The organism is Salinibacterium sp., assembly GCF_031364185.1.
GTDB lineage: Bacteria > Actinomycetota > Actinomycetes > Actinomycetales > Microbacteriaceae > Rhodoglobus.
Genome location: NZ_JANLVV010000166.1, coordinates 1 through 19399, shown reverse-complemented (window position 1 = coordinate 19399; position 19399 = coordinate 1). Strand labels below are relative to the sequence as shown.

Below are 19399 nucleotides of genomic sequence, written 5' to 3'. Positions count from 1 at the left end.
ACGCTGAACCCGAGCACGAACAGCCCGGCACCCAGCACCGTGCGACCGCGGCGTGACACACCGGCCTCGGTCGTACCCGTGACGTAGCCGAGGTATCCCGGAACCAGCGGAAGCACGCACGGCGACAGGAACGACAGCAGGCCCGCGGCGAGCGCAATCGGCAGGGCAAGCAGCAGGCTGCCCTGGCTGACGATCTCCCCCGGCCCCATCAGGAGCCCGGGTTCTGTTCTGCGACGACGGTGTCGATCATCGCAGCCAGGATCTTCGTGTCGGCGATCCGGCCGCTGATCCGTGCCGCGACCCTGCCATCACGGTCGATCACGAGGGTCGTCGGCACCGCATTCGGTGCCACCGCCCCGGCCGTCGCAAAGGCAAGCTGCACGGAGTTGGTCTTCGCGTCAAGAATGGAAGGGTATTCGATCTCGAAGGTGCGCTCGAAGGTCGCCGCATTCTCGACGTTGTCGAAGATGTTCACCCCCAGGAATGGGACGTCGGCGTACTCGTCGCTGAGTGATTTCAGGTCGGGTGCCTCGGCCCGGCACGGCGGGCAGCTGGCGTACCAGAAGTTGACCACGTGCACCTGGCCGTCGAAATCGTCGCTCGAGATCGTCGTGCCGTTACCGGCCGGGCCGCTGAACTCGACGGGGTCGCCCCGCTCGGCGATCGGAATCTCGGTGAACGCCCCGTCGCCGGAGATGTAGCCCTGCCCGGAGCCATCCTGGTACTGGCCAGCGAGGGAGTCGGTGGCGCTGGTGCATCCGGCAAGAGCCAGCATCACAATGACAGAGCCGGTGGCAAGAATGCGGCGTCTCATACGGCGCCCAGGTCGATCGACTGCGCCAGCAGCTCACCCGCGGGCTCCCGGTAGTCGACCTCGACGAAGCGGTCCCCCTCGCGCGCGAGGGTGGTGATGCTCGACAGGGTGCATCGACGATTCCGGGGGTCGTGGAACAGCCGCAGCCCTTTCACCGATCGCGCCACCATCACGATCGGCATCTGGTGGCTGACCATCACCACCTCACCGCTCTCGGGCTTCGCCCAGGCCGCGGCGATGGCGGCAAGCATCCGGGATTCGACGCTTTTATAGGGCTCGCCCCAGCTCGGTTTCAGCGGGTTGACCAGCTTTGGCCAGGCGCGCGGGTGCTTCAGCGCACCCGGAAACTCGAATTTGCGACCCTCGAACCAATTATGCGGCTCGATGATGCGCTCTTCGGTGCCAATAGGCAGGCCAAAGCGCTGTGACCAGGGGGCCGCCGACTCCTGGGCCCGTTGCAGCGGGCTGGCGTAGAGGTCGGCGATGGGATGCCCGGCGAGACTCGCCGCGGCGGCCTCGGCCATCGCGTGCCCCAGCTCGCTCAGGTGGTACCCCGGGATGCGCCCATACAGGATGCCGTCGGGGTTGTAAACCTCCCCGTGACGGACGAGGTGGATGAGGTCGGCTGGCACCCTTCAATTCTACGCGCGGTAGATATGAGCAGATGCTGGGTGGCCGCATCGCCGGTTCGGCTTTGCCGAATGGGGTGGCGTCGGCCCTCGGTCCGGGTGCGGGTGTGCGTGGGTGGGTGCGGGTGGGGGTATCCCGTATCGGCAACGTATGGCACGATGCCATACGTTGCTCGGAGGCAAGCCCCGACCCCTGTGCCCGACCACGAGACCTGGGCCCGACCACAAGCCCTGTGCCCGACACAAGCCCCGCCCAGCCCGCGGCGACTTCCCGCGGGCATCAGGCAACCGCACCCGCGGTGCGCACCCGGGTAAACTCGGGGCTCGTGACCCAACGCACCCTGACCAAGAACCTGCCCGCCGCGACAGACGGGCCCGCCACCGTCTCGGGCTGGGTCGATACGGTGCGCGATCAGAAAAAGGTGCAGTTCGTCGTGCTACGCGACGAGTCCGGCGCCGTTCAGCTGGTGCACCCCCGCCTTTTCGCCGAGGATGGCACGCCCGAGGCCGACCCGTTGGCCGACGCCATCTCCGCCCTGGCCCAGGGCACGTTCCTCACGGCCACCGGGCAGCTGAAGCACGACGAGCGGGTCAAGCTCGGCGGTGTGGAGATCAAGCTCGAGTCGCTCGACATCGCGGCCGCGGCAATACCCGAGACTCCGATCGCCGACGACAGCGCCGGCGATAAGCGCATGGACTGGCGTTTTCTCGACCTGCGCCAACCGAAGAACAATCTGATCTTCCGCATCCAGACCACCCTTGAGCACGCCTGGCGCACCTACTGGGTCGAGCACGACTTCATCGAACTGCACACCCCGAAGCTGATGGCCAGTGCCAGCGAGTCGAAGGCAGAACTGTTCGAGGTCGGCTATTTCGAGACGAAGGCCTACCTCGCGCAGAGCCCTCAGTTCTTCAAACAGATGGCCCAGCCCGCAGGCTTCGGCAAGATCTTCGAGGTTGGCCCTGCCTTCCGCGCAGACCCCAGCTATACCAGCCGTCACGCCACCGAGTTCACTAGCGTCGACAGCGAGATCAGCTGGATCGACAGCCACGAAGACGTGATGACGCTGCACGAAGAACTGCTCGTGGCGGGCTTTGCCGCGGTGAAGGCGAAGCACGGTGACGAGATCGAAGCCCTCTGGGGTGTTGAGGTCACCGTGCCATCGACGCCGTTCCCGCGCATCCCGCTCGCCGAGGCGAAGCGGATTATCGCCGAGCGCGGCTACGAGGTTCCCCGGCACGATGACGACATGGATCCTGAGGGCGAGCGCCAGATCGCCGCGTACGTCAAGGAGACCTATGGACACGAGTTCGTGTTTCTCACCGACTATGCCTCGAGCATCCGCCCGTTCTACCACATGCGTCACGCCGACAACGATGCGCTCACCAACAGTTACGACCTCATCTTCAACGGAGTCGAGATCTCGACAGGTGCTCAGCGCGAGCACCGCATCGAGGTGTTGATCGAGCAGGCGAAGTCGAAAGGTCTCGAGCCGGAAGAGCTCGACTTCTACCTCGACTTCTTCCGCTACGGAGTGCCCCCGCACGGTGGCTTCGGTATGGGACTCAGCCGTGTGCTGATGCTAATGCTGCACCTCACGAACATCCGCGAGGCGACCTACCTGTTCCGCGGGCCGACACGACTGCTGCCGTAGCAGCCGGGTCGTCAATTTACTGCTGGCCGCTGTTCACCTCTATGGGGCAGGATGAACTCATGTCCAAGAAAGCAGGATAAACGCATGTCCAAGAAAATTGACGCCGCCCTGAAGGACCTGAAGAAGGCGCTCAACGCCCACGCTGATGCCGTCGGCGGCAGTGCGGTGTCACTGAAGAAGGCACAGCGCGCGAGTTCGAAGGTTGCTGCGGCGGCATCTGCCTACGCCGAGGCCGTGCATACCAAGAGCGGAATGGGCAATCCCTTCGACGACATGGCGCAGCCCGGTCTCGAGCGAGCGACAATCGCCTCGCTGGCAGCCGAGCGCGATTCAATCGCGCATCACCTCACAGGCCCGATCCAGGTGCAGAAGCAGACCTGAGCCGGGTCGCCACGCGAGGCGTCACACCTCGAAGTCGATCGACGACCTGTCGGTGACGTGCTGGCGAACGACAGCGGCAGCGGCGACGTGCTGGGGATGCACCTGGTATGCGTCGAGCGCCTCCAGCGACTCATAGTCGCCGATCACGAGCACATCCCAGTTTCTGTCGAAGTAGGCGATGTTCGGCCGCACGTCGATCCGGTGGATGCCCGGCACAACATCGACCAGCGGCTCAAGAACCTCCGCGATAGCGGCCACTGCCTCGGCCCGTGCTGTGGCATCCTGCGCCATCAATTTCCAGGTGACGATATGCCTGATCACTGCGTTGCCTCCAGGAGTGCTGTTGTCAGGCGCGCCGGGTCGACACGCCAGATGCTGTGCACGACACCATTGACGAGCAACACCGGAATCTCATCCCAGTACTTCTCGTTCAGTGCCGCGTCGTCGAGAATCGAAACCTCGTCGATGGTGATGGATTTAGCGATGCCCAGTTCATCAATGACTGAGGTCACCGCAACCCGAGCGTCGTCACACAGGTGACAGTCGGGCTTGCCGATGAGGGTCAGCCGCACGGTCGTCACGAATCCAACACTAGATGACGCGACCGTAGACTGTCCTTCGATGCCCGACGCCGAGCCTGTCCCCCCGAGTGATCGACCGATAGTGGCATTCTTCGACGTTGACAACACCCTGATGCGGGGTGCCAGCGTCTACTACGTAGGGCGGGAGGCATTTCGCCGGGGCCTCATCTCGTGGCGCGACATCGCCCTCTTCGGATGGCACCAGTTTCGGTTTCTGGCCGTCGGGGAAAACCGCAACCACCTCGCCACCGCCAAAGACCGCGCACTGGGGCTGGTCGGCGGTCACACCGAGGCCGCCCTGACGGCCCTTGCCGAGGAAATCTACGAACGCGATTTTGCCCCGAAGCTGTGGCCCGAGACCGTAGAACTTACCAAGGAGCATCTCGACAAGGGTCACGAGGTGTGGCTGATCACCGCAACACCGCAGCTGGTTGCCCAGGTGATCGCCGACCGTCTCGGCCTGACCGGCGCCATCGGCACGCGTGTGCAGGCGCTCGACGGGGTGTTCACGGGCGCTCTCGACGGCCATGTCATCCACGGCGAAGAGAAGGCGGCCGTGGCGAGACGGTTCACCGAAGATCTCAACGCCGACCTTGCCCATTGCTGGGCGTACTCGGATTCGAGCAACGACATCCCGCTGTTGTCGATGGTAGGAAATCGGGTGGTGGTCAATCCTGATGCGAAACTTCTCGCCTACGCCAGGAGCAACTCCTGGACGGTGCTGCCGCTCAAGCGATCCAGCATCCGTGACGCGAGAAAACTTGTTAGGAAGAATGCCCGTGCCGTCAAGAAACGCCTCCGCTAGACCGGCGGACACAGTTTCTGAAGCAGCGCGCTACTTCTTGTTGCGACGCTGATGACGCGTCTTGCGCAGCAGCTTGCGATGCTTCTTCTTGGCCATACGCTTGCGACGCTTTTTGATGACTGAACCCATAGGGACCTCACTGATTTCTGAACGAACCGATCGGTCCGAATCAGAACCGCGGAAAAATGTACTTCGTGAGTCTACCGCAGCGGGATATGCGCGTTAGCCGACGCTCGAGATCGGCGTCTCAATGGCGGCTACCACTGCCGACTCCGGAATGCGGAAGGAGCGGCCGAATCTCACGGCAGGCAGTTCGCCGGAATGCACCATCCGGTACACGGTCATGTTCGACACGCGCATCATCTCGGCCACCTCAGCGACCGTGAGAAAACGCATATCAGACAGATCCCGCACCATATTGGCTGTGCCCCTCGTAGCGAAAAACACGCCGGAAATGTTACTGGTGTGCTGATTGGTAACACTAGGGGCTGGTGTGACCTGGTGTCCACCCTGGGGCGGAGGCAATTCCGGGGTGTCAGCCCGCGGTTCCTGTGCGCTCAGCGATCGCCGAAAATACGACGCCTGACACCCGCAGGCAGCCTGCCGGCGACGGCGTCCGATGCGTCCTGGATCTTGTCGGATGCATCGTGGATGACCGTGCGCGCTTGGTGCGAGCGCTCGGCCACTCTCCTGCCGATAGTGTGCCCCACATCGGCTCCGGACCACGCGGCGAACGCCGTCGAGCCGTGGTCATCAACGGAGTCGTCGGCATCGGCCCTCAGGAACGGGATGAGCCAGTCTTCGAGGGTCTCGAGCGGGCCAGCATCCATTCGGTAATAGCGGTGCTGGCCCTCCTCGCGCACCGTCACGAGACCGTGGTCACGCAGCACCTTCAGATGCTTCGATACCGTGGGTTGGCTCAGGCCCAGATGCCCGACCAACTCCCCCACGCTGATCTCGCCGGAGTCGGAATGAACCGAGTCGGAATGAACCGAGTCGGAATGCCCTGCCACAGAATGCCCGGAGGTAGAGCTTTCGAGGAGAACCTGCAGTAGGTCGCGCCTGGTTGCGTCTGCAACGACGTCGAAGATGTCAGCCATCAGAATAGGGTAGCGCGACCGGCCACGCGGTGTCAGGCCGCGGCCAACTCCCGTGCGCGCGCCAGCGCCGCCGCCGTTGCGCGATCGAAGAGCCCACCGAGATCGGCCGCCTGCAGTTCTGTGACCGCACGTTCTGTGGTGCCCTTCGGGCTGGTAACCTGCAGCCTCAACTGCTCCGGCGTCTTTCCCGAGGCGGCGAGTAGCTCCACCGCACCAGCGAACGTGCCGTTGACCATAACGGCCGCCTGCTCCGGGGTGAACCCCATCCGCACTGCGGTGCTCGTCAGCTCGTCGATCAGCAGGAAGACGTAGGCGGGCCCTGACCCCGAGATGGTGCTGAGCGCATCGATCTGCGATTCCGGGATCTCAAGAACGGTGCCGACCGTCTCGAAGAGTGTGCGCCCCAGTTCACGATGAGAAGCGGTTGAGCGGCTGCCGGCCGCAAGCCCCGTGACTCCCCTGCCGACGAGGGCCGGCGTGTTCGGCATCGCGCGGAGCACAGCGTTCGGTACCGCGGCTTCCATAGTCGAGATGGTGACACCCGCCGCGACGCTGATGATGAGGGTCGTGGCATCCAGTGCAGGAGCAATCTCGGCCAGGGTGTCTCGAATCATCGCGGGCTTCACCCCGAGCAGCACGATGCCCGCCCCACGCACCGCCTGGAGGTTGGCGTCGGGCGTGGACTCGAGCGCATAAGAGGTAACGCCCGGGGCGGTCAGGCGTTCGGCTTTCACCGTGGTGCGATTGGTGACCCGGATGCCGCCACTCGCGTCGACGCCGGGAGCCATCAGCCCGCCCAGGATGGCGCCCCCCATGGAGCCTGCGCCGATAATCGCAATACTGGGAAGAGTGGTCGTCATGCGACCATCCTAGGATTGGGCCATGAGCGCAACTGGTGGCGGCAAGGCAATCATCGCGGCACTGCTCGCGAACCTCGGGATCGCGATCGCGAAGTTTGTGGGATTCCTCGTCTCGGGCTCGAGCTCGATGCTCGCCGAGAGTGTGCACTCCCTTGCCGACACCGGCAACCAGGGACTGCTGTTGCTGGGCGGGCGCAAAGCGCGCAAGTCAGCGGATGCGACGCACCCCTTCGGCTACGGTCGCGAGCGTTACGTGTACGCGTTCGTGGTGTCGATCATCCTGTTCTCGGTCGGTGGTGTGTTCTCGATCTACGAGGGAATCGACAAGCTCAAGAATCCGCACGAGCTGGAGATGCCGATCGTGCCGATCATCATCCTGATCGTGGCAATCGGGCTGGAAAGCTTCTCGCTGCGCACCGCCATCGGAGAATCCAACCTCGTGCGTGGCAAGCAGAGCTGGATCCAGTTTGTGCGGCACGCCAAGGCACCGGAGCTTCCCGTGGTGCTGCTCGAGGATTGCGCGGCACTGCTGGGGCTTGCCTTCGCGCTGGCCGGAGTGGGCCTGACGGTGGCCACCGGCGACGCCAACTGGGACGCGATCGGCACGCTTGCAATCGGGGTGCTGTTGATTGCCGTCGCGGTCATCCTCGGCGTCGAGACGAAGAGCCTGCTCGTCGGCGAGGGTGCGAACGCCGACGATGCCGTGAGGATTCGCAACGCCATCAACGAGCACGACAGTGTTGAGGCGCTGATTCACATGAAAACGCTGTACCTCGGCCCGGATGAGCTTCTCGTCGCCGCCAAGATCGCCTTCTCGGCAAAGATGCGGCTGTCGGATGTCGCGACCGAGATCAACGCGGTCGAGGCGAGTATTCGTGCGGCGGTGCCGGTGGCGCGCGTCATCTACCTGGAACCTGACATCTACACCTCGCCAAATCCCGCAAACCCGAGGACAGACGCGATCGTCATCAAAAGCGCGGACTAGCGCGGCCTAGCGCCGCCGCCCGAAGAACTCGGTCAGCAGTGCCGCACACTCCGCCTCGCGCACTCCCGCGATGACTTCGACCCGGTGTGGCAGGCGCCGGTCACGCAGCACGTCATGCACGCTGCCCACCGCCCCGGCCTTCTCGTCCCAGGCGCCGAACACCACCCGCGGGATGCGCGACTGCAGGATCGCGCCGGCACACATGGTGCAGGGCTCCAGCGTGACCACGAGCGTGGTGTTCTCGAGGTGCCAGGTTCCCGCCTGCTGCGCCGCTGCACGGATCGCTACGATTTCGGCATGCGCCGTGGGGTCATGCGTGAGTTCGCGCTCGTTGCGGCCGACGGCGAGCGTAGCGCCCGAGGCATCCACGATGATGGCTGCGACAGGAACGTCGCCGGTGTCGAGGGCGAGTCGGGCCTCTGCCAGGGCTTCGACCATCCACTCCTCGTAGCGACTCACAGTAGATTGAGCCTATGCGAGTACACGTTGCCGATCACCCGCTCATCACGCACAAACTGACCGTGCTACGCGATAAGAACACTCCGTCGCCGACCTTCCGGGCGCTGACCGAAGAGCTGGTGACGCTGCTCGCCTACGAGGCCACCCGCAACGTGCGCACCGAGCCGCTCGACATCGAGACGCCCGTCGCGAAGACCACCGGCCTCGCGATCAGCTCGCCGAGGCCCCTCGTCGTGCCCATTCTTCGCGCCGGGCTCGGGATGCTCGAGGGCATGGTGAAGCTCATCCCGACCGCCGAGGTCGGCTTCCTCGGGATGGTCCGAAACGAAGAAACACTGAAACCGGACATCTACGCGGAGCGGCTGCCGGACGATCTCTCCAACCGCCAGTGCTTCGTGCTCGACCCGATGCTGGCGACCGGTGGATCCCTGGTCGCCGCGATCCACTATCTCTTCGATCGGGGCGCGGTGGATGTCACGGCCGTGTGTCTGCTCGGAACCCCCGAGGGTCTCGCCGCCGTCGACGCGGCCACCGCCGGTCGCGAGGTGACCATCGTGCTCGGCGCCCTCGACGAGAAGCTCAACGAGGTCGGATACATCGTGCCGGGTCTCGGCGACGCGGGGGATCGGCTCTACGGGCTGGTATAACCCACTCGTTGGGTTAGCTCGATCTCTCCATTCGCATCGGTGTGGATTTCCCGCCAGTAGACGTTTGGCCTAGTCGAAAGCGTGGTGCGCTGCTCTGCCAGCTGACCAGCATTTTCGCGGCTGGAAATTGTCGTCGACAGTGCCGACGAATGTCAGTGGTTACCTGTTGACTTCAGGTATGGAAAGCCTCGATCCGCGTTATCCCGACGTGCGTATCGAGTGCAGCATGGCCCGCGCCGAATATGCACTGCATGCGGCAACGGTGGCGCTTGCCGAGCAGTTGGCCGCGATCCACGAGACACTCGTCGAGGCTAGGGCATTTCCCGAGGTCTTCCTCGGCCCGTGCATTCTTTCCACTCCGGATGCCGTTGCCTTCGCCGAGCGAGCTGCGGTGGCCGACCTCGCCGTTCGTCTTGGTCTTGCGGAGCAGACTGTTCGCGTACAGGCCGAGCAGACGCGAGTTCTGCTGCTGTGCGCCCCACGGGTGTGGAGGGCTTTCCGCGACGGCGACGTGCCCGGGCCCAACGCGAAAGTAGTGGCCGATCTCATGGCGACGCTGCCCGAGTCGGCGTGGCTGCCCTTCGAAGATGCGATTCTCGAGGCAGCGGCCGAGCTTGCTCCCGCTCGTTTTCGCGATCGCGCACGGTCTGCGCGAGAGCGGGTGCAGCCGCGGGAGGCCACGGAGCTCCATCAGCTGAAGGCTCAGGAACGTCGGGTGTGGGTCGACCATGATGTTGATGGGATGTCGTGGCTTACGGCCTACCTGCCCTCTGCTGTCGCGCTGCGCGCCATGGCGCACATTGACGGTGCCGCCACATCACTCATCTGTGCCTCCGACGAAACCCGTACCCTCGCACAGTTGCGGGCGGATGTGGCGGGCGACCTGCTGGCCGGGGTTCTGGGAAGCGCCGCCCCCCACGTGGGCGTAACCGTGGGCGTGATGGTTCCAGTGATGACACTGCTGGGCCGCAGCGAACAGCCCGCCACTCTCGAGGGCTACGGACCGATCGATGCCGCTACCGCTCGGGAGTTGGCGGGTCACGCGCCATCCTTCATCCGCATTCTGACGGATCCGATCACCGGCACCATCCTCGACGTCGATCGCAGCACCTACCGGGTGCCAGCAGACCTCAAGCGGTGGCTTGAGATGCGTGATCGCACCTGCACATTTGGTGGATGCGGTCGCAGGGCTCGAGATTGTGACATCGATCATTCGGTGGCCTGGGCGGACGGTGGCACCACCAGCGCCAGCAACCTTTCACATGTGTGTCGAAGCCATCACCGACTGAAGCACAACAGCCTCTGGAAAGTCGAACATCGGCCAGAGGGAATCACCTGGACCAGCCCGACCGGCGCCAAGACCACACCCAATCCGCCGCCATTTTAGTTGTGTCGCCGATCTGGCCGTAACGTCGACTGGTTGTACAGCTGCTGGTTGTAGAGCTGAGGGACCTCTGGCATACTCACAGACATGACTGTTCACGCGTTCGCCCCTACCTCCCTTGAGGCTGGCGGGATTCGTGTTGTCATGTGTTGTCGAATGTGTGCCTAACGGCCTCTTCTTCGCCGGGCATGGATTGTCGCCAAGTCCTTGCTCCCGAGTTCTCGCCCTCATAGCGGCGCAGTGCTCGATTGGATACCAGAAGCACCCAGAAGGATCACACCCTCATCATCAGAGGCCCTTCACCACAACACAAGGACTCTTTGGCCATGTCTCTCGCTACTGCATCTCTTGCACCCATCGAACGCGTATCCGCCGCTCCCACCCCAGCACCCACTCCCGCCCGCCGACTGCGCGCCGTGCCCGACGGCACAGAGGCTCGAGGGTTCGCCCTGTATGTGGGTGTTGACCAGTTGAAAGCGCTGGAGGCCGGCACCGACCTCGGCCGTGTCGTCGAACGACTCAAGCAACTGCTGGCCGACCTCGTGCCCGGCTCCGAAACTTACGCGGCGGTCGCCCTCGCGCCCGCAGGAGTTGGTGGTCGGGATGTCGATGTGGTGCGACTGGCGCTGCAGGATCCGGCCGCGCTGGCGAAGCATCGCCAGATCGAGGAGCCCACACCGAAGCCACGCGACGGCGTCGTGATCGACATCTCGCGCAAGCGCGTGCTGCTGGGTGGGCAGACCGCATCCCTCACCTATAAAGAATTTGAGCTGCTGCAGTACCTGGTACTGCGTGAGGGGCGCACCATCGACCGTGCCGAAATTATCTCGGCACTGTGGATTGCCGGCGACGATGAGATCCCGAACGAGCGCACCATCGACGTGCATGTGCGCCGACTGCGCGCGAAGCTTGGAGAGTTTGAAGTCATCGTGCGAACCGTGCGTGGTGTCGGCTACCGGTTCGACCGTCACGCCGACGTCTCGATCCGCCAGGCCACCACACCCAGCCCTGACTTCTTCTAAGCCTGCCGCCGACAGTCAATGCCCGATATCGGCAACCGTTCGCGGCCTGACGACCAGCCAAAGCGAAGCAACCGCAACAAGCGAAGCGCTGGCCATCACCCCGGCCATCACGACCGGACTGACCCCAAAGAGTCCCACTATCGGTGAGATGAGCCCCGCAAGGCCGAAGTTCATGGCGCCGAGAAGCGAGGCGGCCGTTCCCGCCTCTTTACCGTGATTCACCAGCGCGAGCACCTGCACCATGGGCAGGGTGAATCCTGCCGCCATGATGAAAAACCACAGGGGTATCACCACGCCCAGCAGACCTCCACCGGTCAGGCTGGACACGATGATCGACGCCGACGAGAGAAGCAGCAACGCCGTCGAGCCGGCGAGAATCCACTGCGGGCCCCAGCGGCGGGCGAGCCGTGCGCTGGATTGGGTGCCGATGACGATTCCGACGGAATTGATCGCGAAAAGTAAACCGAACTGTTGGGCATCCAGGCCGTAAAGATCCTGAAACAGGAACGGTGAAGAGCTGACGTAGGCGAAGAGCCCAGAGAACGACATGCCTCCGATCAGCGCGACGCCGAGGAAGACGCGGTCGCGGAACAGGGCCCGATACCGCGCGAGTGTGGCCCCGCGCACACCGGCCTGGCGCTCACTTTTGGGAAGCGTCTCGACGATCAGGAAGACCGCGGCCAGCATCGCCAGCACTCCGTAGGCGGCGAGGAAATAAAACACGCCGCGCCATTCGAGCACGAGCAGCAGCTGCGATCCGACGAGCGGGGCAATGATGGGCGCGAGCCCTGTGACAAGAGCAAGTCGCGACAGCATGCGCACCAGGGGCCGGCCGCCGAAGAGATCGCGCACCGCGGCCATGGCGACTACCGCACCCGCCGCCGCGCCCATTCCCTGTAGCACTCGGAAAATTGCGATCCACATCAGGTCGGGCGCCAGCGCCACCCCGATGCTCGACGCGATGTGAACGACGGTCGCGAGAATCAGTGGCAACTTCCGACCGACCCGATCGGTCCACGGACCCACGAGCAGCTGGCCCACACCGAAGCCGATGGTCGTTGCGGTGAGGGTGAGTTGGATTGCGGCATCCGAGACCCGAAATTCATCGGCGATCGCCGGGAAGGCCGGCAGGTACAGGTCGATGGTGAACGGGCCGAGCGCTACCAGCGCACCGAGAACCAGCACATAGACGAGGCGCTGCGACCCGGTGAGTAGGGCGCCCGGATGCGTCGTGGCAACGGTCGTCGTCATGCAGTCTCCTCGCTGACAGGCGTGCCCTGCGTCACACCCCCTGGGACCAAGCCGGCCGGAGCGCGATCCATTCCCGAATCGCGCTCAGCTCTGCAATTGCCTGAGTTTCTGCGGGCCGTGTGCACTACGGCGTCGCGTTCTCTAGGGATTTGGGCGCTCGGCTCTCGGCAGGCCGGCGATGACCAGTTCGTACGATGCCCGGATCAGCTCATCGAGTGGGGCGTTGCGGGTGGGCAGGTCCACCGAAATCCAGTGCTTCTTATTCATGTGATAACCGGGAGTGATGTCAACGAACTCGGAGACGAGGGCCTTCGCATCCTCTGGATCGGTTTTGAGCGTGATGCGTGGATGCTCGCCGTCCGCGTTCAGCGCAGCGAATATCCTGCCCACCACCTTGTAGACCTGGGTCTCGGGCCCAAACGGGTATGTCAGCTCGACGGCGGGGAACGCCGCACAGGAGTTAGCGGCATCCGATGCCGAGTAGTGCTGGGCCATGGGTTCCACTCTTCGTTGGAGTCACCGTAGCAGCACCGGCGACTCGCCCACCTCGATCGTGGCGGCTCCCGCGACGGAAGTGCGACCGCCCGCGAGGTCGAGCCTTTCGGTCGCTTTCCAGCTGGAGGGGATCACCGCCTGCACCGTCGAAACCGGATTCCACAAGACGTGGCTCGTGGCTCCCGACGGCGCCCGGAGTGTGAGTGTGTACGTCCCGGAGGCGTCCGTCGTGACCGAGGTTACGACCCGCCCTATCATCCACCCGGCGACCTCGCGATAGGCGACTCCACTCTCGGTGAGCGTAGTTCCGTCATCTTCGATGAGCGGAAGAAAGCTGTTGTTGTCCCAGAAGTAGTAGTAGAAACGCCCCGCGCCAGCCGACCAGTTGAGCAGGTAGGCGCGCCCGATATAGGCCGCCCCCGTCGATTGCGACACGGGTGTCGCCACGAGGTCGATCCACCCCTGCTCCGTGTTCCAAAGCGGCTTCTTGCCTGCTCCCGCGCCCGAAATCACGGCACGCAGATTTTGTAACCGGGTGCCGAGATTGAGTTCGGGGGTCTGCGCGTAGAAGTGATAGCTCAGGATGTCGAATGTCGGCAGGCCGCCATTCCGCAGGAAATATTCGAGGTAGCTGGGTCCGGCAAATCCGCTAAACCCTGGGGAAAGCACCCTATTCTTCGGGTCGACCTCGCGCAGAATTGTGGATGCCCGCGAGGCCAGCTCGATGAGCTGGTCGGGGGTTCCGCAGTAGAAGTCAGTCAGGTCCGGCTCATTCCAGAGCTCCCACAGGGTGATCTTCCCCTTATAGCGTGTGGCGATGTCACGCACCCACGTCTCCCACGTCGCCATCGTGGCGGGCTGGGCACACTGCCCAGGGCCGTACGGACTGAATGCGTTGGGCTGACCGGACGCCCACTGCGGAGTGCGACCGCCCAGGGTGTAGACGATGTCGGCCCGATTCGATCGCGCGGTTGCGACCCGGGCGTCGAGCCCACTCCAGTCATAGCTGCCCGCCGTCGTGTTCACGTCTGCCCACTGGGAGCCGGTGCCGGTACCGTCGCTTCTGCGGTCGGTGTCCCACATCCGTACGGAACCAACTCGGCCCGAAACGGAGGGCCAGGGGGTCTCAAGATAGTTGAGATGCACGCCGAAGTAACTGCGCGGAACCGCGCGGGTCGGGGGTTTCAGGGAGGGTGCGGGCGACGGCGTTGAGGTGATCGAGACATCGTCAACGGAGAATGAGCCAGGCGTACTTGCGGTGAAGAACAGGGAGATCGTCGGCTGTTCGACGAAACTTTCAAACGAGTATTGGGTCCAGGTGGTGTTGAGCTTCGCGGTCTTTCCTGCGTAGCCCGTGTAGGGCGGGCCCGAGTCTCGCAGGTAGCTTGTGACGAATATCGGTGAATCTGCCCTCACCCAGAAGCTCACGGTGTACTTCGCTCCAGGCTGAAGCGGCGCGCCGAGATACTGTGCGAATTGGGCGCGAGCGCCGCTCTCGAGCGTGATCTTCTGAGCTGCCGCGCCGGAGTGGGGAGCAGCAGAGTCTCTTTCATAGCGAACCTTCGGCGCGAGAGTGTCCCAGCAGGTGTTGTCAGTCCATCCGGATGCCACGTCGCCCGTGATGTTCAGACATTCGGACTGGTTTAGGTAGTCACCTTCGAAACCGGGATTCGCGAGCGGATACGGCGTCCCGGCCACTGCCGTGGCTGCCTCCGACGAATCGGAACCGACCCGATTGCCTGACTCCTGCGCGCTCGCAGGGCCAGCAACGGTCGCCACCAAGGTCACGGCAAGCAAGGCCGGCACCAGCAGCATGTGCGGTCGGCGATCCCGCCTGGGACGGGTGGATTCGGTCGGTCGGCCACCCTGCAGCCAGCTGTGGGCTGTCTCGAAAAGAGTTGTGCGCATGATGGCTCCTTTCCCTTATCCCATCACAAACGTGTCACGGTCAGAAGAGTCTGTCGTCCGCCGTGCGGGGGACCGATCGCGTCCCTCTCAAGGTTTACTGCCCCCATGATCACCGCGCAGCGATCGTGGGCGATTGCATCGATGAGGTTCATCCGGAGTCGAAGGCGTTCTTTGGGCCTGAGTTTGCGCCGACCACCTGGTGGAAACCAGTAAAAGCGTCGATTAATGGATACGCAGAGGTCTTAGGTCATTGAGCGTGGGGAGCGTTCAGATGAGCCAGTCCTCAACGGGCCGGCGGGTCGCCTCGGGTTGGTCAAGCCAGGTGCGGAGTGCTGTTACTAACTCTGCGGTTCGGTCGCCACGCCCGGTCGAGCGCAGAGCGGCAGCAATTACTTCTGCGTAATGCTCGTCCAGCAGAAACTGGACGGTCATGACAGGAGCCGCTGCTGCGACACGCGGCTGCACGCTCGTTGTCAGTTGTCTCGGCGTCGATCTCGTCTGGGTGTGCGCCGTAGTAGGCCAGCTAACTAGCAGCCGTAGAAGTAATAGCGCGGAGCGCTGAAAACGAGGACAGCTCCTGCCTCGATCGCCACACTTCCGCCGTACGGATCCGAACCTGCCGAGTTATCGGTGAGGTCTCCGCGCACATCGAAATAATAGATATTGCTTGAGTAGGATGACTGAACCGACGGTGAAGCAATGAGATCCGACACGCTTGAGCCCACCTGGAGACCGTCAGAGAACTGTAAGGAAACACCCCCCACGGTTGCTGGCGCCCGCACGCTGATCTCAAATTCGGAACCACGGGGTTGGTCTGCACCTTGAAGACGAAGCCCCTCCCAATCAAAGGTGGTGTGTGCGGCAGAGCACTCTCCGCGCTGGGGCACGTCAGCCACAATGGGGTCTGCTCCAAGGAAGTTGCTCAGTTGCTCAACTGCTGTGGCCACTGGCGTCGTAAACAGAATGTCGGCCTGCGCACTGCCGCCGGATCCGACGACAGCGATACTGTCCGCATCGACGATGAGAGCCGCCGTTACAACTGGATCTGGGGTGACAGTTGGCATGGGATCAGGCGACGCCGTGGGGGTAGATACTTCGGCGGCGGTGGCCGTTGAAGGAGTCGGGAGGCTCCGCGGCGAGCTTGGCAGGCACCCGGCCAGGCCGAGAATGACGAGAATTCCGGCGAGCGGGAGGACAATCCTGAACTTCATCATTGCGTCCGCCTGAGTGATTGTGCGGCCAGCGAAGCCCCGGCAGGAAGTGAATGTCTACACTCGGCCACCCGCCCGACGCGATAGGCGCCCTCGTCACCTTGCCAGTGAGCGTGGGTGACTCCAGCGCAGTGGTTATTCTTTATTCTTTTGTTGACCATAACAACCTCCTTGATCGCACCCGATGACGGTAAGGAGAGTGCACAACGCAGCTTGATACACGCGAATGAAAAATGGCGGACGTGCGGCTCGATCTCGGTTTGCTTTCGGCGAAGGAGCACGCATCCTCGGTCAACATCTACCGAACCAATAAGCGACTCGGCGACTCGGATTTCGCCTACTTCGCGGATTGGAAGCAGCCGTACGCGGCAGCGACCGATAGGACCTTCGACCGTACTGACGATCACATTGCGCTGGCGAGGCTGCGCGCGGCAGAGAGTACGGCATCGCCGACCTGATCGGCGTTCAGACATTCTTTTTGGCCAACTGAGTTGCAATCGGCCGATCTGAATGATTGCGGACACGCGGCATCGCGAAAAAGATTCTCAAAAATAACGGTTCGATAACTAGACAGCGTTATCTTTCCGTTATACATTCATAGAGCAGAAGTTGTTTGCTGTGGCAACTGATGCGGAATGTGATTGCAGGACACTCTTGGTGCAAGGGAGAGGGTCGGTTTCTAGCCTCTGAAACCGGCCCTCAATCCTGCTTAACCGGCTTATAGGCAAGAACTACCCTCGTAGCGGCAGCCGCAGTCGGTGCGCATGCATAGAGTTGACTCGTGACCAATAAGTCCCTTTCCGTCGACGCGTGGGAGGCTCTCTTCCGCGCGCAGGTATCGGTAGTACGCCAGTTAAGTGCCGAGTTTCCGGCTGACGGCCTGTCGCTCAACGAGTACGACGTGCTGTTCAACCTTGCTCGAGTGCCAGATCGCCGCCTGCGCATCCGGGACCTGAATCGCGCCCTACTGATCACCCAGCCGAGCGTCAGTCGACTCGTCGACCGCCTGGTCTCGCAGCAACTCGTTCGCAAAGAGCACGACCCCGTCGACGGCCGGGGCACCATCGTGTGCCTAACGGATGCCGGTTTCGACCTGTTTCGCACGGTGGCGGTGGTGCACGCCGAATCCATCCATCGCCGGGTGGGCGGTGCCCTCAGTGATGACGAACTAATAACGCTGACGACCCTGTCTGACAAGCTTCGACTGGCGGGTGCCCGATGACCGCTCCCACGATCGTCTGGTTGCGCGACGACCTGCGTCTTGCCGACAACCCCGCGCTTACCGCGGCCGCCCAGCGCGGTGCGCCGGTTGTGCTGGTGTACCTGCTGGATGAGCAGAGCGCCGAAGTCAGGCCGATCGGCGCGGCGAGCCGGTGGTGGCTCCGCGGCTCGCTTGAATCCCTCGCCGGGGCCACCGGCGGAAAGCTCGTGCTGCGCAGGGGCGCGGCTGAAGCCCTGATCCCGGCGCTCGTCGCCGAGACCGGCGCCGAGGCGGTGTTCTGGAATCGCCGCTACGGGTCGGCCCGCGAGATCGACGCGAGACTCAAGTCGAGCCTGCGCGAGCGAGGCCTCGATGCGCAGAGCTTCCAGGCCAACCTCCTGTTCGAGCCGTGGACGGTGAAAACCGGCGACAGCAATCCGTTCCGGATGTTCACCCCGTTCTGGAGGGCCGCTCGCGAGACTGCTGTTCGAGCCCCGCTCCCCGCGCCGGGGCATGGAGGGACAACCGTGGAGTGGGCCACCGCTGACTCCGAGACGCTGGAGTCGTGGGACCTGCTGCCCACCCGCCCGGACTGGGCCGCAGGGTTGCGTGAGTCGTGGCATCCGGGAGAAGAAGGCGCCCACGACCAACTCGAATCATTCGCGCAGGAGCGGCTCGCCAGCTATCACCGCCGCGACGAACCCGCCGTCGAGGCAACGAGTCGCCTGAGCCCGCACCTGAGCTTCGGGGAGATCAGTCCGTTCCAGGTCTGGGAACGCATGCACGGCGATCTCTCCGCCGCCGCCACCAAGAACGTCACCAAGTTTCTCAGCGAGATCGGGTGGCGTGAATTCAACGCAAACATCCTGTTCCACTCACCCGGGCTGGCGGAGAAAAACTATCGCCCCGCGTTCGACGCGTTTCCGTGGGTGGAGCCAGCCCCCGACGACCTCGAAGCGTGGCAGCAGGGGCGCACCGGCATCCCCATCGTCGATGCGGGCATGCGCGAGCTGTGGCACACCGGCTATATGCACAACAGGGTCAGGATGATCGTGGCCAGCCTGCTCATCAAGAACATGCTGATCGACTGGCGTATCGGCGAGAAGTGGTTCTGGGACTGCCTGGTCGACGCCGACGAGGCCAGCAACCCGGGCAACTGGCAGTGGGTCGCGGGATCGGGGGCCGATGCCGCGCCGTACTTCCGCGTGTTCAACCCGCAACTGCAGGCCGATAAGTTCGACTCCGCGCAGAAATACATCCGCCGATGGGTGCCCGAGTTTGGCACCGCCGACTACCCCGAACCGATTGTCGACCTGGCGCAATCTCGGAAGGACGCGCTGGCCGCCTATGAGAAGGTGAAGGCCGCGGGCTAGGGCTGCGGGCGACCGCCGATGACACCGACCGCTCGGGATGCGACCTTTGCGCCCGCGCTCGCCGAACGTGCGAGATCGCCGGAGCGCATCCACTCGTTGAGGAATCCGGCACAGAATGCATCCCCTGCCCCCGTCGGATCCACCACGGGCGAGTTCACGGCCGGCACCGTCAGGGTCGTGCCGTCGTGCGCGATCACCACACCACCGGCTCCCATGGTGAGCACCACGGTCGGGAACGTTTCGGCAAGCTTCGCCACAATCTCGGCCGGGTCGGTCAGCCCGGTGAGCACCCTGCCCTCCTCGAGGCTGGGGAACAGCAGGGCCGCTCCCGAAATCGCCGCGAGAAACTTCTCGGCACCGTAGTCGGCGATGAACCCTGCGGATCCGGGGTCGACAGAGACCCGCGCTCCGGCCTTCTTTGCTCGGGCAACCAGGGCGGTGAACCCCTCGGATCCGGCGGAGTTCAGCAGCGAATGCCCGGTGAGGTGCAGCACGCTGGCGTTCGCCAGCAGTTCGGTCGTGACATCCACCGGATCAAGCTCGGTGTTGGCACCGCGCTCGGTGAACATGGTGCGATGCTCACCCTCAACGATGATCACGATCGTGCCGGTGGTCAGGGTCGGGTGCGCGCGCAGGTG

Annotated in this window: 26 protein-coding genes; 10 read left to right on the top strand and 16 right to left on the bottom strand. The window is 63.7% G+C overall.

Annotation, left to right across the window (positions count from 1 at the left end; all coding sequences use genetic code 11):
• From RMN95_RS07495 to RMN95_RS07485, 3 genes are all read right to left on the bottom strand, one after another.
• Nucleotides 1-209 (bottom strand): cytochrome c biogenesis protein CcdA (locus tag RMN95_RS07495; RefSeq protein ID WP_309616311.1); only part of this gene is annotated, 209 nt, incomplete at its 3' end.
• Entirely contained in the window at nucleotides 209-814 is a 606-nt protein-coding gene (locus RMN95_RS07490) for a TlpA disulfide reductase family protein (RefSeq protein ID WP_309616310.1), read from the bottom strand. The genes RMN95_RS07490 and RMN95_RS07495, both read right to left, overlap by 1 nt.
• Nucleotides 811-1446 (bottom strand): histidine phosphatase family protein, encoded by a 636-nt coding sequence (locus tag RMN95_RS07485; protein WP_309616309.1) that lies wholly within the window; start codon nucleotides 1444-1446, stop codon nucleotides 811-813. Before RMN95_RS07485 ends, RMN95_RS07490 begins: the two co-directional genes overlap by 4 nt.
• Before the next feature lie 323 nt (nucleotides 1447-1769).
• Here RMN95_RS07485 and aspS point away from each other — a divergent pair, with 323 nt between their 5' ends.
• Complete coding sequence (aspS, locus tag RMN95_RS07480; RefSeq protein WP_309616308.1) at nucleotides 1770-3098, top strand: aspartate--tRNA(Asn) ligase; 1329 nt, start codon at nucleotides 1770-1772, stop codon at nucleotides 3096-3098.
• 84 nt (nucleotides 3099-3182) lie between these two features.
• Nucleotides 3183-3479 carry a hypothetical protein gene (locus tag RMN95_RS07475; protein ID WP_309616307.1) on the top strand — a complete coding sequence of 99 codons (297 nt, stop codon included), beginning with the start codon at nucleotides 3183-3185 and terminating at the stop codon, nucleotides 3477-3479.
• 21 nt (nucleotides 3480-3500) lie between these two features.
• Here the strand turns inward: RMN95_RS07475 and RMN95_RS07470 are convergent, their stop codons facing one another.
• Together RMN95_RS07470 and RMN95_RS07465 are read right to left on the bottom strand one after the other, a co-directional pair.
• Entirely contained in the window at nucleotides 3501-3800 is a 300-nt protein-coding gene (locus RMN95_RS07470; protein ID WP_309616306.1) for a Dabb family protein, read from the bottom strand.
• Nucleotides 3797-4060: a glutaredoxin family protein gene (locus RMN95_RS07465; protein ID WP_309616305.1), complete on the bottom strand. Its 264-nt coding sequence runs from the start codon at nucleotides 4058-4060 to the stop codon at nucleotides 3797-3799. Before RMN95_RS07465 ends, RMN95_RS07470 begins: the two co-directional genes overlap by 4 nt.
• Nucleotides 4061-4100: 40 nt before the next feature.
• Between RMN95_RS07465 and RMN95_RS07460 the strand changes: the two genes are divergently transcribed.
• Complete coding sequence (locus RMN95_RS07460) at nucleotides 4101-4865, top strand: HAD-IB family hydrolase (RefSeq protein ID WP_309616304.1); 765 nt, start codon at nucleotides 4101-4103, stop codon at nucleotides 4863-4865.
• Nucleotides 4866-4895: 30 nt separating this feature from the next.
• Here RMN95_RS07460 and RMN95_RS07455 read toward each other — a convergent pair whose 3' ends face one another.
• The 4 genes from RMN95_RS07455 to proC all read right to left on the bottom strand — a co-directional run bounded on the left by RMN95_RS07455 (nucleotide 4896) and on the right by proC (nucleotide 6825).
• On the bottom strand, nucleotides 4896-4994 hold the full coding sequence (locus RMN95_RS07455; protein WP_003792170.1) for a 30S ribosomal protein bS22: 99 nt from the start codon (nucleotides 4992-4994) through the stop codon (nucleotides 4896-4898).
• Nucleotides 4995-5087: 93 nt separating this feature from the next.
• Nucleotides 5088-5279 carry a helix-turn-helix domain-containing protein gene (locus RMN95_RS07450; protein WP_309616313.1) on the bottom strand — a complete coding sequence of 64 codons (192 nt, stop codon included), beginning with the start codon at nucleotides 5277-5279 and terminating at the stop codon, nucleotides 5088-5090.
• 143 nt (nucleotides 5280-5422) lie between these two features.
• Nucleotides 5423-5965 (bottom strand): metalloregulator ArsR/SmtB family transcription factor, encoded by a 543-nt coding sequence (locus tag RMN95_RS07445; protein ID WP_309616303.1) that lies wholly within the window; start codon nucleotides 5963-5965, stop codon nucleotides 5423-5425.
• 32 nt (nucleotides 5966-5997) lie between these two features.
• On the bottom strand, nucleotides 5998-6825 hold the full coding sequence (gene proC / locus RMN95_RS07440) for a pyrroline-5-carboxylate reductase (RefSeq protein WP_309616302.1): 828 nt from the start codon (nucleotides 6823-6825) through the stop codon (nucleotides 5998-6000).
• 22 nt (nucleotides 6826-6847) lie between these two features.
• Between proC and RMN95_RS07435 the strand changes: the two genes are divergently transcribed.
• Nucleotides 6848-7810 carry a cation diffusion facilitator family transporter gene (locus RMN95_RS07435; RefSeq protein WP_309616301.1) on the top strand — a complete coding sequence of 321 codons (963 nt, stop codon included), beginning with the start codon at nucleotides 6848-6850 and terminating at the stop codon, nucleotides 7808-7810.
• A 6-nt stretch (nucleotides 7811-7816) separates the two neighbouring features.
• Here RMN95_RS07435 and tadA read toward each other — a convergent pair whose 3' ends face one another.
• Nucleotides 7817-8269: a tRNA adenosine(34) deaminase TadA gene (gene tadA, locus RMN95_RS07430; RefSeq protein WP_397545262.1), complete on the bottom strand. Its 453-nt coding sequence runs from the start codon at nucleotides 8267-8269 to the stop codon at nucleotides 7817-7819.
• Nucleotides 8270-8283: 14 nt separating this feature from the next.
• On the opposite strand from tadA, the gene upp reads away from it, so the two are divergent.
• The 3 genes from upp to RMN95_RS07415 all read left to right on the top strand — a co-directional run bounded on the left by upp (nucleotide 8284) and on the right by RMN95_RS07415 (nucleotide 11322).
• On the top strand, nucleotides 8284-8916 hold the full coding sequence (gene upp / locus RMN95_RS07425) for a uracil phosphoribosyltransferase (protein ID WP_309616300.1): 633 nt from the start codon (nucleotides 8284-8286) through the stop codon (nucleotides 8914-8916).
• A 178-nt stretch (nucleotides 8917-9094) separates the two neighbouring features.
• Nucleotides 9095-10303: an HNH endonuclease gene (locus RMN95_RS07420; RefSeq protein ID WP_309616299.1), complete on the top strand. Its 1209-nt coding sequence runs from the start codon at nucleotides 9095-9097 to the stop codon at nucleotides 10301-10303.
• Nucleotides 10304-10626: 323 nt separating this feature from the next.
• A complete protein-coding gene (locus RMN95_RS07415; protein WP_309616298.1) occupies nucleotides 10627-11322 on the top strand; it encodes a winged helix-turn-helix domain-containing protein in 696 nt (231 codons plus the stop codon).
• Nucleotides 11323-11337: 15 nt separating this feature from the next.
• Here RMN95_RS07415 and RMN95_RS07410 read toward each other — a convergent pair whose 3' ends face one another.
• The 5 genes from RMN95_RS07410 to RMN95_RS07390 all read right to left on the bottom strand — a co-directional run bounded on the left by RMN95_RS07410 (nucleotide 11338) and on the right by RMN95_RS07390 (nucleotide 16190).
• Nucleotides 11338-12573, bottom strand: a complete 1236-nt coding sequence (locus tag RMN95_RS07410; protein ID WP_309616297.1) for a multidrug effflux MFS transporter — start codon at nucleotides 12571-12573, stop codon at nucleotides 11338-11340.
• 141 nt (nucleotides 12574-12714) lie between these two features.
• On the bottom strand, nucleotides 12715-13068 hold the full coding sequence (locus tag RMN95_RS07405) for an MmcQ/YjbR family DNA-binding protein (protein ID WP_309616296.1): 354 nt from the start codon (nucleotides 13066-13068) through the stop codon (nucleotides 12715-12717).
• 21 nt (nucleotides 13069-13089) lie between these two features.
• On the bottom strand, nucleotides 13090-14976 hold the full coding sequence (locus RMN95_RS07400; RefSeq protein WP_309616295.1) for a carbohydrate binding domain-containing protein: 1887 nt from the start codon (nucleotides 14974-14976) through the stop codon (nucleotides 13090-13092).
• A gap of 267 nt (nucleotides 14977-15243) precedes the next feature.
• Entirely contained in the window at nucleotides 15244-15408 is a 165-nt protein-coding gene (locus RMN95_RS07395) for a hypothetical protein (protein ID WP_309616294.1), read from the bottom strand.
• A 95-nt stretch (nucleotides 15409-15503) separates the two neighbouring features.
• Nucleotides 15504-16190 carry a hypothetical protein gene (locus tag RMN95_RS07390; RefSeq protein WP_309616293.1) on the bottom strand — a complete coding sequence of 229 codons (687 nt, stop codon included), beginning with the start codon at nucleotides 16188-16190 and terminating at the stop codon, nucleotides 15504-15506.
• 230 nt (nucleotides 16191-16420) lie between these two features.
• On the opposite strand from RMN95_RS07390, the gene RMN95_RS07385 reads away from it, so the two are divergent.
• The 3 genes from RMN95_RS07385 (at nucleotide 16421) to RMN95_RS07375 (ending at nucleotide 18761) form a co-directional block, all read left to right on the top strand.
• Entirely contained in the window at nucleotides 16421-16645 is a 225-nt protein-coding gene (locus tag RMN95_RS07385; RefSeq protein ID WP_309616292.1) for a hypothetical protein, read from the top strand.
• Nucleotides 16646-16968: 323 nt separating this feature from the next.
• On the top strand, nucleotides 16969-17409 hold the full coding sequence (locus RMN95_RS07380; RefSeq protein ID WP_309616291.1) for a MarR family winged helix-turn-helix transcriptional regulator: 441 nt from the start codon (nucleotides 16969-16971) through the stop codon (nucleotides 17407-17409).
• Complete coding sequence (locus tag RMN95_RS07375; protein ID WP_309616290.1) at nucleotides 17406-18761, top strand: deoxyribodipyrimidine photo-lyase; 1356 nt, start codon at nucleotides 17406-17408, stop codon at nucleotides 18759-18761. The genes RMN95_RS07380 and RMN95_RS07375 overlap by 4 nt, the downstream gene beginning before the upstream one ends.
• Here the strand turns inward: RMN95_RS07375 and RMN95_RS07370 are convergent.
• The coding region (locus RMN95_RS07370; protein ID WP_309616289.1) for a PfkB family carbohydrate kinase at nucleotides 18758-19399 on the bottom strand (642 nt) is incomplete at its 5' end. The two genes, RMN95_RS07375 and RMN95_RS07370, sit on opposite strands and share 4 nt — an antisense overlap.

What these genes read in the sequence shown, in the direction of transcription:
- RMN95_RS07475 (WP_309616307.1), top strand. Translation starts at nt 3,183, where the DNA reads ATGTCCAAGAAAATTGACGCCGCCCTGAAGGACCTGAAGAAGGCGCTC.
- RMN95_RS07410 (WP_309616297.1), bottom strand. Translation starts at nt 12,573, where the DNA reads ATGACGACGACCGTTGCCACGACGCATCCGGGCGCCCTACTCACCGGG.
- RMN95_RS07405 (WP_309616296.1), bottom strand. Translation starts at nt 13,068, where the DNA reads ATGGCCCAGCACTACTCGGCATCGGATGCCGCTAACTCCTGTGCGGCG.
- RMN95_RS07375 (WP_309616290.1), top strand. Translation starts at nt 17,406, where the DNA reads ATGACCGCTCCCACGATCGTCTGGTTGCGCGACGACCTGCGTCTTGCC.
- RMN95_RS07400 (WP_309616295.1), bottom strand. Translation starts at nt 14,976, where the DNA reads ATGCGCACAACTCTTTTCGAGACAGCCCACAGCTGGCTGCAGGGTGGC.
- proC (WP_309616302.1), bottom strand. Translation starts at nt 6,825, where the DNA reads ATGACGACCACTCTTCCCAGTATTGCGATTATCGGCGCAGGCTCCATG.
- RMN95_RS07455 (WP_003792170.1), bottom strand. Translation starts at nt 4,994, where the DNA reads ATGGGTTCAGTCATCAAAAAGCGTCGCAAGCGTATGGCCAAGAAGAAG.
- RMN95_RS07460 (WP_309616304.1), top strand. Translation starts at nt 4,101, where the DNA reads ATGCCCGACGCCGAGCCTGTCCCCCCGAGTGATCGACCGATAGTGGCA.
- RMN95_RS07395 (WP_309616294.1), bottom strand. Translation starts at nt 15,408, where the DNA reads ATGACCGTCCAGTTTCTGCTGGACGAGCATTACGCAGAAGTAATTGCT.
- RMN95_RS07420 (WP_309616299.1), top strand. Translation starts at nt 9,095, where the DNA reads ATGGAAAGCCTCGATCCGCGTTATCCCGACGTGCGTATCGAGTGCAGC.
- RMN95_RS07385 (WP_309616292.1), top strand. Translation starts at nt 16,421, where the DNA reads ATGGCGGACGTGCGGCTCGATCTCGGTTTGCTTTCGGCGAAGGAGCAC.
- RMN95_RS07445 (WP_309616303.1), bottom strand. Translation starts at nt 5,965, where the DNA reads ATGGCTGACATCTTCGACGTCGTTGCAGACGCAACCAGGCGCGACCTA.
- RMN95_RS07490 (WP_309616310.1), bottom strand. Translation starts at nt 814, where the DNA reads ATGAGACGCCGCATTCTTGCCACCGGCTCTGTCATTGTGATGCTGGCT.
- RMN95_RS07390 (WP_309616293.1), bottom strand. Translation starts at nt 16,190, where the DNA reads ATGATGAAGTTCAGGATTGTCCTCCCGCTCGCCGGAATTCTCGTCATT.
- RMN95_RS07435 (WP_309616301.1), top strand. Translation starts at nt 6,848, where the DNA reads ATGAGCGCAACTGGTGGCGGCAAGGCAATCATCGCGGCACTGCTCGCG.
- upp (WP_309616300.1), top strand. Translation starts at nt 8,284, where the DNA reads ATGCGAGTACACGTTGCCGATCACCCGCTCATCACGCACAAACTGACC.
- RMN95_RS07415 (WP_309616298.1), top strand. Translation starts at nt 10,627, where the DNA reads ATGTCTCTCGCTACTGCATCTCTTGCACCCATCGAACGCGTATCCGCC.